Origin of the sequence: Streptomyces sp. NPDC057900, assembly GCF_042887885.1 — a bacterium.
Classification (GTDB): Bacteria; Actinomycetota; Actinomycetes; order Streptomycetales; family Streptomycetaceae; genus Streptomyces.
The window spans coordinates 1,258,405-1,274,760 of the sequence record NZ_JBHVOI010000001.1 but is presented as its reverse complement, the minus strand read 5'-3'; the positions used below and the strand labels follow the sequence as shown (position 1 = coordinate 1,274,760).

Sequence of the window (16,356 nt, the reverse complement as noted above, 5' to 3'; positions counted from 1 at the left end):
GTTCCTCCGGCAATGGCAGAATCGGGGCCGACGGGCGCCGCCCGCCGCCGGAATCAGTACGAACCCGGCCACCCCGACCCCCCAGGGACGATGAGCACGTACCGCGACTTCACGCACCGCGGCTCCGCCCGCGCCACCGTCCTGCGGACCGTCGGCACCCGGGAGCGGCGCTCGCACCTCACCGCGCCGCGGGTCCCCACCGTCGGCATCGACATCGGGGGGACGAAGGTGATGGCCGGCGTCGTCGACGCCGACGGCAACATCCTGGAGACCCTGCGCACCGAGACTCCGGACAAGTCGAAGAGCCCCAAGGTCGTCGAGGACACCATCGTCGAGCTGGTCCTGGACCTCTCCGACCGGCACGACGTGCACGCGGTGGGCATCGGCGCGGCCGGCTGGGTCGACGCGGACCGGTCCAAGGTGCTGTTCGCCCCGCACCTCGCCTGGCGCGACGAACCGCTGCGCGACGCCATCGCCTCCCGGCTGGTCGTCCCGGTGATGGTCGACAACGACGCCAACACCGCCGCCTGGGCCGAATGGCGCTTCGGCGCGGGCCGCGGCGAGGACCACCTCGTCATGATCACGCTCGGCACCGGCATCGGCGGCGCGATCCTGGAGGACGGTCAGGTCAAGCGCGGCAAATACGGCGTAGCGGGTGAGTTCGGCCACATGCAGGTGGTGCCCGGCGGCCACCGCTGCCCCTGCGGCAACCGAGGCTGCTGGGAGCAGTACAGCTCCGGGAACGCACTCGTCCGGGAGGCCAGGGAACTGGCCGCGGCGGACTCCCCGGTCGCCCACGGAATCATCGAACGGGTCAAGGGCAACGTCCCCGAGATCACCGGACCGCTCATCACCGAACTGGCCCGCGAGGGCGATGCGATGTGCATCGAACTCCTCCAGGACATCGGCCAGTGGCTCGGCGTCGGCATCGCCAACCTGGCCGCCGCGCTCGACCCCTCCTGCTTCGTCATCGGAGGCGGCGTCAGCGCCGCCGACGACCTGTTGATCGGACCGGCCAGGGACGCCTTCAAACGCCACCTCACCGGCCGCGGCTACCGCCCGGAGGCGCGCATCGCGAAAGCGCAGCTCGGCCCGGAGGCGGGTATGGTCGGCGCCGCCGACCTCGCCAGACTGGTGGCCCGCAGATTCCGCCGCACCAACCGCCGCCGCGTCGAGCGGTACGAGCGGTACGCGCAGATCTACGACCAGGCGGCGAGCACCATCCGTAACACCCGCAACACCCGCACTTCCTAGGGACCCCCAGAGCGATGAACGCAGCCGAGCACCCCGTCGTGCCGCGTCAGTCCCCGCCGCCCGAACCGGGCGACGGGCGGCTGCCGGAGGACCGGCGCAGAACGATCCGCCGGCGCCTGATCACGGCGACCATCATCGTGCTGCTCATCGGCATCCCGGCCGGCTACCTGCTGATCTCCGCGAGCCAGAGCCGCCGCTCCGGCCAGGACAAGGCCGCGGAGGCCGCCGCGCAGGGTCTGCGCGAGGGCTGGCCGTCCCGGATGCTGCGCCGGATCTTCGAGGTGCCCATCCCCTGGGACGCGCAGGAGGTCGAGTACTACGAGACGAACAACTGGAAGGCCAGCCGGATGTACGTGCAGTTCCGCACGTCGTCCAACGGCCTCGACCGGTTCCTGACCAACGTCGGCACCGGCCGGGCGGCCCTGACCGAGGGCAAGGTCACCGTCGGCGCCCGCGACACGAAGGTCGCGGGCTGGTACTTCGGCAAGGGTGTCGCGTGGTCGGGAACCACCCACACCAACAAGGACCCGCGCCCCACCCAGGACATCACCGTCGACATGACCGACCCGATGGCCCCTGTCGTGTACGTCGTGTCCGCGGCCACTCCCTGACACCCCCGCCGGCCGCGGCCGACGGGGGCGCCGAGGGGTGCGCTGCGCGAGGTCAGACGCGGTCCGCCGCGATCAGGAGGTACTGGAAAGAGCCGTCCTTGTAGGAGTTGATGAACGCGTCCTCGATCCCCGTCACCAGCGAGGACGTGGCCCGCAGCTCCCAGTAGGGCAGGGTGTCGGGGGTCAGGTCGATGATGGTCTGCGGCACCAGCCGGTTGTCGGCCATGGCGCGCAGGTACTCCCGGCGCGAGTGGATGTTGCACTCGAAGTGCGCGTTGATCTGCGAGACCCACTTCGAGGGCTGGCCGTACCGGGGGTTCCAGCAGCCGGTGATGGTCACGTAGCGGCCGCCGACCTCCAGGACGCGGGAGTGCTCCGCGAACAGGTCGTGGAGGTCGACGTACATGCTCGACTCGTTGTTCCACGAGGCCGCCGCGGACCCGGTCTCGAACGGGGTGGCGAGCATGTTGCAGACACGCGCCCGGACGTGGTCCTGAAGGCCGAGCTCGCGGGCCCGGCCGTTGGCGAATTCGGCCTGCTTGGTGGAGAGCGTGACCCCTTCGACCTTGCACCCGAAGCGCTGGTGCGCCATCACCATCGAGCCGCCCCGGCCGCAGCCGGCGTCCAGCAGGGTGTCCTCAGGCCCGATGTCGCCGAGGTGGCCCAGGAGGTATTCGGCCTGCGCCGACTCCAGCCGGTGCAGTTCGGAGATCAGCGCCTTCTCGCCCGCGCCGTCCCCGGCGGCGGCGAGTGCGGCGGTGTCGATCTCACCGATGCCGTAGTGGTGGTGGTAGAGCCCGTCGACATCGCCCAGGCGCAGGTTCACGGGCCTGGCCTCGCCGTCCCAGTAGCGCGCGATGTCTCCCTGGTACGGGGTCGCGGGGCTGGGGATGCGCACCGGGGCGGAGGCGGACGCGCGGGTGGAGCCGGCGGTGGCGGTGAGTTCGGCGTTGGTCACGGATGAATCCATTCTCTTACCAGAAGTCGGGCAAGCTGTAGCGGTAGGTGTTCGACTGATGCCAGTGGTGGTTGCCGTCGACCCAGGCGGCCACGCCGCGCAGGAAGCGCTGCACACTCGGCACGGGGGTTTCCGCGGCCAGGGACGCCGCGGCGGTCTCGAAGTCGTGCATGAGCTCGTTGTGGATCTCGACCGACTTCAGATACGCGTCGCGGTCGGAGATCCCCTCACGTTCGGAGATCACGACGGGCAGGTTCAGGTGCCGGCCCGGCGCGTTGAGCTCCTTGGTGTACGAGTACAGGTCGTTCACGATGGTCGTCGCGTTTCCCGCCAGGGCGATGACCTCCTGCATGGCCGGCTGGGCGTGCAGGTCCGCGGGGAGTTCGTAACCCCCGACGGTGTCGGTGATGGTGGGGCAGGGGCGGAAGTTGTTGAACTGGCGCATCGCCAGGTACTCCCACACCTGCGGGACGTGGTCCATCTGCGCCCAGGCCGCTTCGGCGAGGTAGCCCATGTGCAGCCGGGCCATGTCGTGGCGGAGCCGGTCCGCCTGGGAGGGGCCGGCGGCGCGGACGAAGTACTCCATGGCGGAGCGGTAGGCGCGCCGGGGCGCGTCCGCGTGGAGCGACTCCGCCCATTGCGGCCGGTACTCCGCGGTGGTGTGCAGGGAGTCCAGAGCGGTGTGCGCCAGCAGCAGCCGCTCGCCCAGGCCGTCGGGCGATCCGCCGTGGTCCTCGCAGTAGCAGTCGTCCACCGCGTTCTCGGCCACCATCAGGCGGGTGGCGAGCATCAGATGGTCGATGGTCGGCGCGTCCGGATGACAGCCGACCATGTAGCGGCCGACGGAGAAGCCGTCGAACTCCTCCTCCCAGTCGTCTGGATACAGCGAGACCTCGTCCAGGGCCCAGGCCTTGATCCGCCGGCTGACCTCTTCGACCCGCACCGGATCGGGCTCCGGAATCGGGTGGTAGTAGAGCCCCGGGATCACCTTGCCCTGGGCGTCGGCCTGGGTACCTGCCTCCGTACAGGTCTCCGCGGCGGCTGCCGGGGGCACGGGGGTCGCCGCGTCCCGCAGCAGCATGCGCAGGCTCGCGGTGCCCAGGCCGGTGGGCCCTCCGAGCACCCGCACGGACCCGGCACCCGGCGCGGCCGGGGTGGGCGCGGCGGGTTCGGCGGGCGCGGTCGTCAGGGAAAGCGCCGGCGGGCGGGGCAGGCCCCCGGTGGCGGCGCCGATGTCGCGGGCGCGGGACGCGGCCTCGGTGAGTACGTGAGCCCCGAAGCGGGAAGCGGCCTCCGGCAGGCTCGGCTGCGGAGGTGGCAGCTCGGGTGCTGGCATCCATGACTCCTTGGTGGGTGGGCGGTTGTCCGGAGGCTTTGCGGGCGCGGGGCATCGGGCGGGCGCGGTCGGCCCGCCGGATCCGGTGCCTCGCACCGCGCGACGCGGGCCGGCCGGCTACTTGGGCCAGTTGGCGATCTGCACGTTCTCCAGCACGCCGACCGCGTCCGGCACGAGGATGGCCGCGGAGTAGTAGGTGGTGACGAGGTAGGACGTGATCGCCTTCTCGTCGAGCCCCATGAAGCGGACCGAGAGACCCGGCTCGTACTCGTCCGGCAGGCCCGTCTGGTGCAGACCGATCACGCCCTGGTTCTCCTCGCCGGTACGCATGACGAGGATCGAGCTGGTCCGCTCCTGCGTGACGGGGATCTTGTTGCAGGGGAGGATCGGCACCCCGCGCCAGGCCGGTACCTGCTGGCCGCCGAGGTCGACGTGGTCCGGGTAGAGTCCGCGCGCGTTGAACTCCCGCCCGATCGCCGCGATCGTCCGGGGGTGCGCGAGGAAGAACTTGGAACCGCGGCGGCGGCAGAGCAGTTCGTCCAGGTCGTCCGGGGTCGGTGCGCCGGAGTGCGGCTGGATGCGCTGCTTGAAGTCGGCGTTGTGGAGCAGCCCGAACTCCCGGTTGTTGATCAGCTCGTGCTCCTGGCGCTCGCGCAGCGCCTCGATGGTGAGCCTGAGCTGTTCCTCGGTCTGGTTCATCGGCCCGTTGTAGAGGTCCGCGACCCTGGTGTGGATCCGCAGGATGGTCTGGGCGACCGAGAGTTCGTACTCGCGCGGATTCAGCTCGTAGTCCGCGAAGGCGCCGGGCAGCGCGTGCTCGCCGGTGTGGCCGGCCGACATCGCGATCTCGGCCTCACCGCGGTGGTTCTGCGCCTGGCGGGCGCGCGAGCTGAACCGTTCGATGTGGTCGCGGAGGCCGGGGGTAGAGGCGACCACGGACATGAAGTCGGCCCGGGACAGGGTGAGCAGGGTGCCCGAGGTCTCGGCGACGGCGGTCTGCTCCCACCGGGCGTCCTCGTCCAGCAGCGCGTTGTCCCCGAACCGGTCGCCGTCCGCGAGGACGTCAAGGGCGACCTCGTCGCCGTAACTGCCCACGGAGGTCTGCCCGATGCGGCCGTGCGCGATGAGGTGGATCCGGTCCGCCGCCGCTCCCCGCTCGACCAGCGTCTCGCCTGCCTGGAAGTCACGCTGGACACACCGGCCGGCGATGGCGGTAAGGGCGTCGACGTCGTCGAAGCCGCGCAGCAGGGCCAGTTCACCCAGTTCCTGGGGGATCACCCGGACCTCGGCGCCGTCCTGGACGAACTCCACCTTGCCGTCCCCGACGGTGTAGGCGAGCCGGCGGTTCACCCGGTAGGCACCGCCCTTGGTCTCCACCCAGGGCAGCATCCGCAGCAGCCAGCGGGAGGTGATCTCCTGCATCTGCGGGGCGGACTTGGTCGTGGTGGCGAGGTTGCGGGCAGCCGCTGTCCCGAGACTGGACTGTTTGGGCAGTTCCAGCCGTGCTTCCGAGTTCGAGTCAACAGTCATCGGGGAGGCTCTCCTTGGTCAGGGCAGTCGAGGTCATATGCGAACAGACCGAACAACTGGACGGAAACGTGGGATACGAAGGTGAATCCGTCCAGATCCAGGGGAACAGTAATGGCCGCTCCGCCGCCCGGACCAAGGAAATCCGCTGATATTAACTCGATGCGATGATCGCGTCCGCGCGATGTTTGTCCTGGTCCCGGCGGGATCTGGCCATGTTTCGGCGCGGGTGCACGCGAGCTGCGGGGTGGCGGCCGGGGCTCACTCCGCGGAGCCGTCGTCGGCCTCTTGGTCAGACCGGGGGGACTTGTCGAGAACGTACAATCTCCCGCTTCTGAATCGGTCGGCTCCTGCCCTGATTTCCCTGCTGGACGCTGGAATGATCGCCGTGAGGGCAGATCGTTGATCTGTAGTATTCAGACAGTTCCAGGAGGCTCGTGTGACCCATGACAGTTGTGTGCTGGTGACGGGCGTCGGTGCGATGACGCCAATGGGAGCCGACGCGCCGTCGACCTGGTCGGGGCTGCTCGCCGGTACGTCCGGGGTGCGTTTCCTGACGGAGGAGTGGGCGGCTGACCTGCCGGTGCACGTGGCGGCCGGGCTCACGGTGGACCCTGCCTCCCTGCTGCCGAGGACCGAGGCCAGGAAGCTGGACCGGGGCGAGCAGATCGCCGTCCTCGGCGCGCGCGAGGCCTGGCGGGACGCCGGGGCTCCGCAGGTCGAGCCGGAAAGGTTCGCAGTCGTCATCGGTACCGGGACCGGTGGTGTACTAAGCACACTGGGGCAGGACGACATCTTCGAACGCGCCGGTATCCGCCGGTTGTCGCCGTTCGCGGTCCCCATGCTGATGCCCAACGGGCCGGCCGCCTGGGTGAGTATGGACCTGGGCGCGAAGGGGGGTGCCAGGACTCCGGTGAGCGCCTGCGCGTCCGGGGCCGAGGCCCTGGCCCTCGGGCAGGACCTGATCCGCAGCGGCCGGGCCGACGTGGTGGTCGCGGGTGGCGTGGAGGCATGCCTGCACCCCTTCACCATCGCGGCATTCGCCCAGATGAAGGCCCTGTCGACGCGCTCCGCGGACCCGGAGACCGTGTCCCGCCCCTTCGACGTCAAGCGGTCCGGGTTCGTCATGGGTGAGGGCGCGGGGATGATGGTGCTCGAACGCGCCGGGTTCGCCCGCGCCCGTGGAGCACGCGCCTACGGCACGCTGGCCGGCAGCGCCGTGAGTTCGAGCGCGAACCACATCACGGCGTCCGACGCGGACGGCCAGGCCCGCGCCATGGAGCTGGCGCTGCACGACGCGGGCCTGGCCCCGGCGGACATCGGAATCGTGCACGCCCACGCCACCTCGACCGAGTCCGGCGACCTGGCGGAGGCCGAGGCGATCAGCCTGGTGATCGGCGGCCACGCCGCGGTGACGGCGACGAAGTCGATGACCGGCCACATGATCGGCGCGTCCGGAACGGTCGGCGCCATGGCCGCTGTGCTCGCGCTCAGGGACGGCACGGTCCCGGCCACGCGCAATCTCGACGAACTCGACCCGCGCGTCGAACTGGACGTGGTGCGCGGCGAGCGGCGCACCGGGCAGTGGTCCGCCGCGCTGGCCAACTCGTTCGGGTTCGGCGGACACAACGTCAGCCTCGTCTTCACCAGGTGACGCCGAGGCCCGTGGCTATTCCGGCGGAGGCGCGCCCCCTCCGCCGCGCCACATGGCGACGAGTGCCCTGACCGCCTCCTTGCCGCCGGGCCGGGAGGCGAGGCAGGCGATCAGCGTGGCGATGAACAGCACCGGCACGTATTCGGCCGGCAGGTATCCGCTGATGCCCGGCGGCTGAACCACCGTGACCGGTACGGGAGTCGCGGGCGCGGGGTCGGTCCGCGAGGGCGTCTGGACCGGAGCGGATACGGGGGCCGGGGTGGTGCTGGGTTCCGCGATGGCCTGCGCCGACGCGGAGCCCGACAGGACCAGCAGCACCAGCAGGAGCAGCAGGAGCAGGACGGCGGCAGCGATGACCGCACGGGCCGCACGGATCGCATGGGCCGCACGAGCCGAGCGCGCCGTACGAGCGTGGGTTCGCGTCGGCCGGGAGGGGCGGGCGAGCGGGCGCCGCCGGGATTCTGTGGCGGCCTCGCCGCTGGGTGTGTTCGTCATGGTGGCGATGGTGGGGCGCGGGCCGTGTCCCGGCCGAGTCCGGTTTCGGCGTACCGGGAAGAACCGCAGGCGGGAGCGGTTACGGTCGACCTGTCCGGAGCGGATCCGGACCGGAGATATCCGGAGGTGGGGTTGACCGACCACGAACCGCAGTCAGATCGTCGGGAGTTCGCCGCGCGCGTCGTCGAGCTGATCGACGCCTCCGGGCTGAGCAGGGCGGAGTTCGTGCGCCGGGCCGCCCTGATCGAACGGCATCTGCCGGATCCCCCGAAGCGCGCCCCGAGCTTCTCGGAGCAGCGCCTCAGCGACTGGTGCTCCGGCAGGAACGTTCCCAACGAACGCGTCGTCATCGCCCTGGTCCATACGGCGGTCCAGGCCCGACGGGCCCAGGGACTGACCTCTGCGAACCGTCTGGCGCCGGGACTTCTCTCGGTCGACCGGTGGCTCAGCCGGCGACGCCGGGCACGCACCGAGCGGCCGACCGGGCGGCCGGGTGAGCGGGCGGCCGGTTCCCGCCCTCCGGTCCCGGCACCCGTCGACGTACCCACGGAACCCGTGTCGTCGCGGAACCCGCCTGCCGGTCAGGCGTCCCACACGCCGCACGAGCCGGTGGGGGACCGGCTCACCGAGGCAACCGACCCCTTCGCGCTGGGAGTTCACCGCAGCATCGCGGCGCCCAGGGGGCGTTCGGCGGGGTCGCCCCCGTTGCCGCCCTACGTAGGACGCGCGCACGACGAACGGCTGGCGGCCGGAGTCGACGCGGCGGTCACGGCGGGGGAGAGCAAACTGCTCTGGCTGACCGGTGATTCCTCCTACGGCAAGAGCCGCGCCTGTTGGGAGGCGCTCGGCGCGCTGCGGCGTCGTGGCGACTGGCGGCTGTGGGCACCGCACAGCGCGGAGGAAGCCCTCGCGGGGCTCCACCGGGTGGCGCCGCAGACCGTGATCTGGCTGGACGAGACCCGCTACACGTGCCTGCCCGCCACCGGCGGTGCCGACGGCGGTCAGCTCGCCGACCGGATCGACGACCTCGTCCACAGCGCGCGGCGGGCGCCCGTACTCGTGCTGGGGACGATGTGGACGCGGACGTGGCACGAGCTGACCGCGGGAACCGACCCGAGGGCCCGGTGCTTCCAGTCACTGCTGCGGGATCCGATCCCCGTGCCGCCCCGCTTCACCGACGACGACATGCGGGCGCTGCGACGTGCGGCGAACACCGATGCGAGGCTCGCCGCCGCCTCGGAACAGGCCGCCGACGGGGAGGTCGCCCAGTGGCTGGCCGGAACACCCGTGGTCCTGGCGCGGTGGGAAGCCGCTCCGGAGAACGCGCGGGCGCTGCTGCTCGCAGCCATGGACATCCGTCGGCTCGGACACGATCAGAGGATCCCGCTCGCACTGCTCGAAGCCGCGGTGCCGGTCTACCTCAGCCCCTCCCAGCGCGAGCGGCTGCTGCGCCGCCCCGACTGGCTGCGCGAGGCCCTGTCGTACGCCACCGAGGAGTGCCTCGGCGCCGCCGGGCCCCTCACCCCCACGCCGCCGCCCCCGGACGCCCGACCGGAGGTCCCCCACTACCGGTTGAGTGACGTCCTGGACCAGTACGGGCAGGAACAGCGGACCGTCGAGCCGGTCCCTCCCGCGCTGTGGCGGACACTGGCCGAGCACATGGATGCCACGGGTCTGCTGGAACTGGCACGGACCGCGCAACGCCGCGGGCTGTACCGGCTGGCCCACGATCTCTGCCGCGACGCGCTGCGGGCCGGAAACCGGGACGCGTGGTGGCAGGCGGCCGAGTTCCTGCGGCGTCAGGGACGTATCCCCGAGGCCGATGCCTGGACCGATGCCGCCGCCGAGGCCTCGGACGCGGCCGCGCTGGCGTGGATCGCTTCCCGGCGGTGGGAGACGGACCCCGCGGGCGATTTGTGGTTCGCCAGGGCGGTGGACGCCGCGGCGGACCCGGAGCCGCTGGTGGATGCCGCCGGGCACCTCTACGAGTGCGGCGACAGCGGGCGGGCGCATAAGTGGTACGACGTGATCATCGACCGGTTCCCGGACGGCACAGCGGCGCTGGATCTCGCCTGGCGACTCGTCGAAGCGGGTCAGTGGGACGAGGCTCTGCGCTACTACGAGAACGCCGCGCGGGACGGAAACCTCGATGCCTACCAACTGGCCTGTGTGGACGCCGTCTACGTCCGTCGCTGGCGCGAGGCCCGGGAGTTGCTGGCGCGTGCCGTCGCCGTCGGCCGCACCCGCCACCTCTTCGAGTCCTACGCTCCTGTGCCGGACGAGGACTGGCCGGAAGCCAACGCCTTCTTCCGGGCAGCCGTGGCGTCGGGTCTGACCGAGGCCCGGTCCGCCTGGGCGTCGACGCTGGCCGCGTCGGACCGGGAGGAGGAGGCGCTGGGCGTACTGGAAGTGGTGCCGGCGGACAGAGAGGAGGTTTCGCTGTACGCGCAGCTGCTGCCGGACGACCGTCTGAACGAAGCCGTGGCACGGCTGAGCGCGTTTCCCTGGCCGGCATGCGAGATGCCGGTCCTGTTCGTCGTGAGCCGGCTGATCCGCGCGGGCCGGGTGAGCGAGGCCCGGGAGGTCTGCGCCGCCCTGCCCGCGAAGGGCAGGGTGTCGTCCCTCCACGCGGGCGCGGCATGGCTGCTCGCCGCCGGCCGTCCCGAGTCCGCCCTGACCTGGTTCGACGAGGCCGCCTCGATCGACCCGGCATCGCTGATGGAGACCGCCCGCGCCCTGGAGGGCGCCGGTCACGACCGGGCGGCGCACTACTACGCCCGCGCGCTGGAGGCAGGGAACGCACAGGCCCAACAATGGTTCGCCGACACCCTGACCGCCGCGCGCGGCTTCGGTGAGGCACTGACCTGGTACGAGAAGTCCTGGCGGCAGGGCGAGATCCAGGCTCTGAAGAACGCGGCCGAATCCGTGTACGCGGCGGGCCGGGAGCAGGAGGCCCTCGTTCTGTACGGAAGGTACTGGGGCGCCCGGACCGACCCGCTCATGTTGGCCCCTCCCTGCCCTCCGGGAGACGAGGCCACCATCACGCGCGTACGCCGGTACGGCTGGGACGTCGACGGCACGCCCGCCGGTGAGTGGGCGGCGCCGCTGCCGCCGTGAGCGCGAAACGGCTCCGCCCGTGGAGGGCGGAGCCGATGCGCGGTGACGGTCGTACGGGGGTCAGGCGTGGCGACGGTTGCCGGTGAAGACGCGGTACAGCACGAGGAGGATGAGCGAGCCGACGACGGCCGCGATCCAGGTGGAGAGGTCGAAGAACCCGTCGATGGAGTCGACGCCGAAGATGACCTTGCCGAGCCAGCCGCCGAGCAGACCGCCCGCGATACCGATGAGCATCGTGATGATGATGCCGCCCGGGTCCTTGCCCGGCAGCAAGGCCTTGGCGATGAGGCCCGCGAGCAAACCGATGATGATCCAAGCGATGATGCCCATAATGCCTCTCCTGCCTAGTCATATAAAGACGCTGTCAAGAACCGTCTTTACCGTGTCGGCGCTTTCAAACGTTGATCACATAGTTGGGTCGATGGGCTGCCGTCGGGAACAGACGGTCCGGCCGACGCGGTTGCATCACCGGGGGACCGGCGCCGCAGGGGCGGGGAATCGCGGCGACCGCGGTGTCGACCGCCCCGCGGGTGACGGTCCCTGGACGCGGTACACCCGCCGCGCACTCATACGAAGAAGTATTTCCGCAGGAGGACTTTTCCATGACTGACCGGCCGTTGACCCTCATGGCTGTGCACGCCCACCCCGACGACGAGGCCACCGGAACCGGCGGAATCCTCGCGCGCTACGCGGCGGAAGGCGTCCGCACGGTTCTCGTGACCTGTACCGACGGCGGTTGCGGCGACGGACCGGGGGGTGTCAAGCCGGGCGCCCCCGGGCACGATCCAGCGGCCGTCGCCTCGATGCGCCGCAAGGAGCTGGAGGCGAGCTGCGAGGTCCTGAACATCAGTGACCTGGAGATGCTGGACTACGCGGACTCCGGGATGATCGGCTGGCCGAGCAACGAGGCCCCCGGATCCTTCTGGCAGACCCCCGTGGCGGAGGGCGCGGCCCGGCTCGCGGAACTCATGCGGCACTACCGGCCCGATGTGGTCGTCACGTACGACGAGAACGGCTTCTACGGCCACCCCGACCACATCCAGGCCAACCGCATCACGATGGCGGCGCTGGAGATGACCTCGCTGACCCCGAAGGTGTACTGGACGACGATGCCCCGCTCGATGATGCAGCGGTTCGGGGAGACCGTGCGCGAGTTCCAGGAGGACATGCCGGAGCCGGATCCCGCGGAGGCCGCCGCGCTGGCCGAGATCGGCCTCCCCGACGACGAGATCACCACGTGGGTGGACACCACCGCCTTCAGTGATCAGAAGTTCGACGCCCTGGCCGCGCACGCCAGCCAGGGCGAAAACATTTTCTTCCTCAAGATGGGCAAGGAGAGGTTCCGCGAGTTCATGGGCCTGGAGACCTTCGTGCGCGTAAAGGACTCCACCGGGGCGGCCGTACCCGAGAACGACCTCTTCGCCGGACTGCGCTGATACCGGCCCGCGCTCGCCTACCCGGTCCGCCCTACCCGGTCTGTCCGAGCGTGAGCATCGCCTCCGCGACCTCGTCGACGGCCGCGTCGGGGATCGCGGTGGCCGCTCCGTCGAGGACGAGCAGCCGTGCGCCGGGGATCTCGCGCGCGATCGCCTCGCCGTTGCCGACGGGGAAGAACGGGTCGCGGCGGCCGTGGACGACGAGTGCGGGGACCGTGATCCCGGGCAGGCGCTCGCGCCAGCGGGGTGTGCAGTCGAGCCTGGAGAACACCATGCCCAGCTGATTGGCCAGGTGGACCGGCGGCGCGGAGCCGGGTGTGCGGTCCCAGATGCGCCCGGCGACCGCGCGTGCGGCGACGGGGTCGTCGCCCCGGATCTCCGCACCCTCGGCGGCGAACTCCGCCACCGCCTCGCGGTCGGTCCAGTCGGGCATCGGGCGCGCGAACAGCCGGCCCATCGTCGCGCGGTCGTGGTCGGGGAGGTCCTCGTCGGGCGGGCCGGGGGCGACCGGGCGGGTGCCGGCCAGGGTGAGCGCCGAGAACGTGGCCGGATGGTCGAGCACGGCCACCTGGGCGACCATCCCGCCGACGCCGATCCCGGCGAGATGGGCGGGCCGCCCGTCGAGCGCGTCGGCAAGGGCCGCCGCGTCGGCGGCGAGATCGCGCAGGGTGTAGGCGGGCGCCTGCGGGTCCGTCGTCGTCGACTCCCCGCTGTCGCGCAGGTCGTAGCGCACCACGCGGCGCCCGCCCCCGGCGAGGCGCTCGCACAGCGCGTCGGGCCAGGAGAGCATGGTCGTCCCGCCCACGAGCAGGACGAGTGGCGCGTCGTCGGCACCGAACGACTCGATGCCCAGGACGACCTCATGGGCGCTGCCAGGGCGGTGGGGCCGCCCCGCGGCGGAGATGTCGGGAGAGAGGGGGCCGGGGGTGCCGACGCTGATGCGAGTCATACCAGTGCAGACTCGGCCCACTGGCCGAAATCATCGCTGACGCCGAAGCGATCCCGGCGAAGCGATCCCGGCCGAAGCGACCTCATGCGCTCAGCGTGTGCCGATCTCCTCGCCGCACCGGCTGCCGAGATCTCGGTCAACGATTTATAGAGTGAATCGGGACGCCCCGGCCGAACGCGTCGCGGCCCCGCTCCGACCGGCCGGCAAGGCCCTGGCGGGGGAGCGGAGCTGAGCCGGAGAAAAAAATCCACGCCTCGTTGTCGGATTCCGCGAAGGCCGTTCGTCGTCCTCATGAAGCGTCCGGAAGGAGAACGGTCATGAAGTACGTGTTGTTCATCGCCACGGACCCCACGGGGGAGCCGACCGACGAGAACCCGCGGGCATGGGTCGAGAAGTGGAACGGCCGAGGCGTCCGTATGGAGGGAATGCCGCTCAAGCCGGCCGAGGAGACCAGAACGGTCCGCGTGCGCGGGGACCGGGTCCTGGTCACCGACGGCCCGTTCGCCGAGACCGCCGAGTGGATCGCCGGGTACGACCTCCTGGAGGCCGCCGACCTGGACGAGGCGATCGAGGTCGCCGCCTCGCACCCGATGGCCACCGCAGGCCGCGTCGAGGTCCGGCCGGTCGAACCGCTCGACCTCGGATCCGGCACCGGAAACGTCCGGCACGAGGGCGACGCGCCCGCCTCCCGCTTCCTCGCGATCCTGCGGACGGACCCGGACGCGCCCGCCTTCACCCCCGAACCCGCGGAGGTGGCCGACTGGGTCCGCGACGGTCTCGCCTCCGGCCGCTATCTGGCCGGTGAGCACCTGCGTCCCGTCCGGGACGCCACCCTCGTACGCCGCCGCGAGGGGGAGCTGCTGATCACCGACGGCGCGTACACGGACGGGCCGGAACAGGTGTCCGGGATCGTGTTCGTGGACGGTGAGTGGGAGGAGGCGATCCGCTACCTCGCCCGCTGTCCCATGGCGCGGTCCGGAAGCGTCGAACTGCGCGAGTTCTGGGGCGACTTCTCGTGACCACCGGGCCGGCAGAGGTGCGGGCGGCGCTCGCGGAGGCGTACCGGGGCGAGTGGGGCGTCGTGTTCGGCACGCTCGTGCGCCTCACCGGCGACTGGGAGCTGGCCGAGGACTGCGCGCAGGAGGCGTTCGCCCGCGCCCTGCCGGCCTGGGAGCGGGAAGGTGTCCCGCAGAAGCCGGGGGCATGGCTGGTGACCGCCGCGCGGCACCGCGCCTTCGACGTACTGCGTCGCGGGACGACCGAGCGCGGCAAGCTGGCCGAGGCCGCCGCGCTCAAGGCGGCCGGCGAGCCGCGGCCGCCCGGGGACGAGCGGCTGCGGCTGGTGTTCACCTGCTGCCACCCGGCGCTCCCCCTGGAAGCCAGGGTCGCACTGACCCTGCGGGCGGTCAGCGGCCTGACCACGCGGGAGATCGCCCGCGCGTTCCTGGTGGGCGAGGACACCGTGTCGCAACGGATCCTGCGGGCCAAACGCAAGATCGCGGCGGCGGGCATCCCGTACCGGGTGCCGCCGCCCGGCGCACGTGCCGAACGGCTGGACGGCGTACTCGCCGTCATCTACCTCATGTTCACCGAGGGTTACGCACCCAGTGACGGCAACACACAGCGCGACAGCCTCGCCGAGGAGGCCGTCCGGCTCGCCCGGCTCGTCGCCGCGGAGGCCCCGGAGGAGCCGGAGGCGCGAGGGCTGCTCGCGCTGCTGCTGCTCCAGCATTCGAGGCGCGCCGCCCGGCTCGACGCCGACGGCGGGCTGGTCACGCTGGACCGGCAGGACCGCACGCGGTGGGACCACGCACTCGTCGCGGAGGGCGTGGCCCTCGCCCGCGAGGCCGTCGGGGCGGGCGGGCCCTACGCCCTCCAGGCGGCCATCGCCGCGCAGCACGCCCTCGCCCCGACCGCGGCCGCGACCGACTGGGCGGCGATCGTGACGTGGTACGACCGGCTCCTCACCCTGCGTGCGAACCCGGTGGTCGAGCTCAACCGCGCTGTCGCGGTCGGGATGCACGAGGGCCCCCAGGCGCAGTTGGACGCCGTGGACGCTCTCGGCACGTCGAAGAAGCTGGCCGGGAACCACGCACTGCCGGCGGTCCGCGCGGACGCGCTGCGGCGACTCGGCCGCGCGCGCGAGGCGGCCGGGGTATACCGGACGGCGGAGGCGATCGCCCCGAACGAGGCGATCGCCCGTGAGTACGCCAAACAGGCCGCGGTACTGGAACAGATGGATGAGGGGAACGTCCCGCTGTGACGCATGCGCATGAGGGCGAAGTACTCGCCCGGATCGCCGAAGGGCTCATCTACACCGAGTCGGAAGCGGCTTCGCTGAACTCCGAGCGCCGGACGGAGCAGATCTTCGACTACAACCACACACCCCCGCGCGAGAAGGAGAGACGCCGGTCGCTGCTCGCCGAGATCCTCGGCTCGGTCGGGGAACGTACTGTGCTGCTGCCGCCGTTCCACGCCGCGTTCGGCAGCAACGTCCACCTCGGGGACGACTTCTTCGGGAACGTGAATCTGACGTTCGTCGACGACGTGGACATCCGGATAGGCGACGGCGTCATGATCGCGCCGGGCGTGACGCTGACCACGACGGGACACCCGGTGCACCCCGCCCGCCGCGTCGACTTCGCGCGGTTCTCCGAACCGATCGTCATCGAGGACAAGGTGTGGATCGGCAGCAACACCGTGGTCCTGCCGGGTGTGCGCATCGGATACGGCTCTGTCATCGGCGCCGGCAGCGTCGTCAGCCGCGACATCCCCCCGATGACGGTCGCCCTCGGGACGCCCTGCCGGGTGGTCCGCGAGATCACGGACGAGGACCTCACCACCCGCCTCGCCGGCCAATAGACACGCCCTGCCCCGCCGGCGGCCGGCCGGCCGGGCGGAGGCGCCGGGCCCGTTGTCACAGGGGGCGCTTAGAGTCTCTCCCACTCGTCACGGTGCGTTGCCCCTGACGGGTTTCATCGGCGTGCCGCCGGTTCGGCGGCCGTCCGGATCAATGGGG

Annotated in this window: 14 protein-coding genes; 8 read left to right on the top strand and 6 right to left on the bottom strand. The window is 71.4% G+C overall.

Annotation, left to right across the window (positions count from 1 at the left end; all coding sequences use genetic code 11):
• The first annotated feature begins 90 nt into the window (after window positions 1-90).
• A complete protein-coding gene (locus tag ACFVQ0_RS05185) occupies window positions 91-1,254 on the top strand; it encodes an ROK family glucokinase (RefSeq protein ID WP_311302332.1) in 1,164 nt (387 codons plus the stop codon).
• Window positions 1,255-1,268: 14 nt separating this feature from the next.
• Window positions 1,269-1,865, top strand: coding sequence for a hypothetical protein (locus ACFVQ0_RS05180; protein ID WP_390084690.1), 597 nt, complete (start codon window positions 1,269-1,271; stop codon window positions 1,863-1,865).
• 52 nt (window positions 1,866-1,917) lie between these two features.
• Here ACFVQ0_RS05180 and ACFVQ0_RS05175 read toward each other — a convergent pair whose 3' ends face one another.
• From ACFVQ0_RS05175 to ACFVQ0_RS05165, 3 genes are all read right to left on the bottom strand, one after another.
• Window positions 1,918-2,823, bottom strand: coding sequence for a geranyl diphosphate 2-C-methyltransferase (locus tag ACFVQ0_RS05175; protein WP_390084688.1), 906 nt, complete (start codon window positions 2,821-2,823; stop codon window positions 1,918-1,920).
• 16 nt (window positions 2,824-2,839) lie between these two features.
• A complete protein-coding gene (locus ACFVQ0_RS05170) occupies window positions 2,840-4,159 on the bottom strand; it encodes a family 2 encapsulin nanocompartment cargo protein terpene cyclase (RefSeq protein ID WP_390084686.1) in 1,320 nt (439 codons plus the stop codon).
• A gap of 117 nt (window positions 4,160-4,276) precedes the next feature.
• On the bottom strand, window positions 4,277-5,689 hold the full coding sequence (locus tag ACFVQ0_RS05165) for a family 2B encapsulin nanocompartment shell protein (protein ID WP_390084684.1): 1,413 nt from the start codon (window positions 5,687-5,689) through the stop codon (window positions 4,277-4,279).
• A 436-nt stretch (window positions 5,690-6,125) separates the two neighbouring features.
• Between ACFVQ0_RS05165 and ACFVQ0_RS05160 the strand changes: the two genes are divergently transcribed.
• On the top strand, window positions 6,126-7,340 hold the full coding sequence (locus ACFVQ0_RS05160; RefSeq protein ID WP_390084682.1) for a beta-ketoacyl-[acyl-carrier-protein] synthase family protein: 1,215 nt from the start codon (window positions 6,126-6,128) through the stop codon (window positions 7,338-7,340).
• Window positions 7,341-7,355: 15 nt separating this feature from the next.
• On the opposite strand, the gene ACFVQ0_RS05155 is transcribed toward ACFVQ0_RS05160, so the two are convergent.
• On the bottom strand, window positions 7,356-7,835 hold the full coding sequence (locus ACFVQ0_RS05155; RefSeq protein WP_390084680.1) for a hypothetical protein: 480 nt from the start codon (window positions 7,833-7,835) through the stop codon (window positions 7,356-7,358).
• Between the two features lie 132 nt (window positions 7,836-7,967).
• On the opposite strand from ACFVQ0_RS05155, the gene ACFVQ0_RS05150 reads away from it, so the two are divergent.
• A complete protein-coding gene (locus ACFVQ0_RS05150; RefSeq protein ID WP_390084678.1) occupies window positions 7,968-10,952 on the top strand; it encodes a hypothetical protein in 2,985 nt (994 codons plus the stop codon).
• 60 nt (window positions 10,953-11,012) lie between these two features.
• Here ACFVQ0_RS05150 and ACFVQ0_RS05145 read toward each other — a convergent pair whose 3' ends face one another.
• Window positions 11,013-11,282 (bottom strand): GlsB/YeaQ/YmgE family stress response membrane protein, encoded by a 270-nt coding sequence (locus tag ACFVQ0_RS05145; RefSeq protein ID WP_390084676.1) that lies wholly within the window; start codon window positions 11,280-11,282, stop codon window positions 11,013-11,015.
• Between the two features lie 272 nt (window positions 11,283-11,554).
• On the opposite strand from ACFVQ0_RS05145, the gene ACFVQ0_RS05140 reads away from it, so the two are divergent.
• Complete coding sequence (locus tag ACFVQ0_RS05140; RefSeq protein ID WP_390084675.1) at window positions 11,555-12,388, top strand: PIG-L family deacetylase; 834 nt, start codon at window positions 11,555-11,557, stop codon at window positions 12,386-12,388.
• Between the two features lie 31 nt (window positions 12,389-12,419).
• Here the strand turns inward: ACFVQ0_RS05140 and ACFVQ0_RS05135 are convergent, their stop codons facing one another.
• On the bottom strand, window positions 12,420-13,337 hold the full coding sequence (locus ACFVQ0_RS05135) for an alpha/beta fold hydrolase (protein WP_390084673.1): 918 nt from the start codon (window positions 13,335-13,337) through the stop codon (window positions 12,420-12,422).
• Between the two features lie 317 nt (window positions 13,338-13,654).
• Between ACFVQ0_RS05135 and ACFVQ0_RS05130 the strand changes: the two genes are divergently transcribed.
• Genes ACFVQ0_RS05130 through ACFVQ0_RS05120 form a run of 3 tightly spaced genes read left to right on the top strand, consistent with a single transcriptional unit; the run spans window position 13,655 to window position 16,199 of the window.
• Window positions 13,655-14,356, top strand: coding sequence for a YciI family protein (locus ACFVQ0_RS05130; RefSeq protein WP_390084671.1), 702 nt, complete (start codon window positions 13,655-13,657; stop codon window positions 14,354-14,356).
• The gene (locus ACFVQ0_RS05125; RefSeq protein ID WP_390084669.1) at window positions 14,353-15,600 is read left to right on the top strand and encodes an RNA polymerase sigma factor; all 1,248 of its coding nucleotides are present in this window, start codon (window positions 14,353-14,355) and stop codon (window positions 15,598-15,600) included. The genes ACFVQ0_RS05130 and ACFVQ0_RS05125 overlap by 4 nt, the downstream gene beginning before the upstream one ends.
• Complete coding sequence (locus ACFVQ0_RS05120) at window positions 15,597-16,199, top strand: sugar O-acetyltransferase (RefSeq protein ID WP_390084667.1); 603 nt, start codon at window positions 15,597-15,599, stop codon at window positions 16,197-16,199. Before ACFVQ0_RS05125 ends, ACFVQ0_RS05120 begins: the two co-directional genes overlap by 4 nt.
• Window positions 16,200-16,356: the final 157 nt, after the last annotated feature.

Coding starts and splice junctions, on each gene's coding strand:
- ACFVQ0_RS05135 (WP_390084673.1), bottom strand. CDS start 13,337: ATGACTCGCATCAGCGTCGGCACCCCCGGCCCCCTCTCTCCCGACATC.
- ACFVQ0_RS05170 (WP_390084686.1), bottom strand. CDS start 4,159: ATGCCAGCACCCGAGCTGCCACCTCCGCAGCCGAGCCTGCCGGAGGCC.
- ACFVQ0_RS05180 (WP_390084690.1), top strand. CDS start 1,269: ATGAACGCAGCCGAGCACCCCGTCGTGCCGCGTCAGTCCCCGCCGCCC.
- ACFVQ0_RS05140 (WP_390084675.1), top strand. CDS start 11,555: ATGACTGACCGGCCGTTGACCCTCATGGCTGTGCACGCCCACCCCGAC.
- ACFVQ0_RS05145 (WP_390084676.1), bottom strand. CDS start 11,282: ATGGGCATCATCGCTTGGATCATCATCGGTTTGCTCGCGGGCCTCATC.
- ACFVQ0_RS05130 (WP_390084671.1), top strand. CDS start 13,655: ATGAAGTACGTGTTGTTCATCGCCACGGACCCCACGGGGGAGCCGACC.
- ACFVQ0_RS05185 (WP_311302332.1), top strand. CDS start 91: ATGAGCACGTACCGCGACTTCACGCACCGCGGCTCCGCCCGCGCCACC.
- ACFVQ0_RS05155 (WP_390084680.1), bottom strand. CDS start 7,835: ATGACGAACACACCCAGCGGCGAGGCCGCCACAGAATCCCGGCGGCGC.
- ACFVQ0_RS05165 (WP_390084684.1), bottom strand. CDS start 5,689: ATGACTGTTGACTCGAACTCGGAAGCACGGCTGGAACTGCCCAAACAG.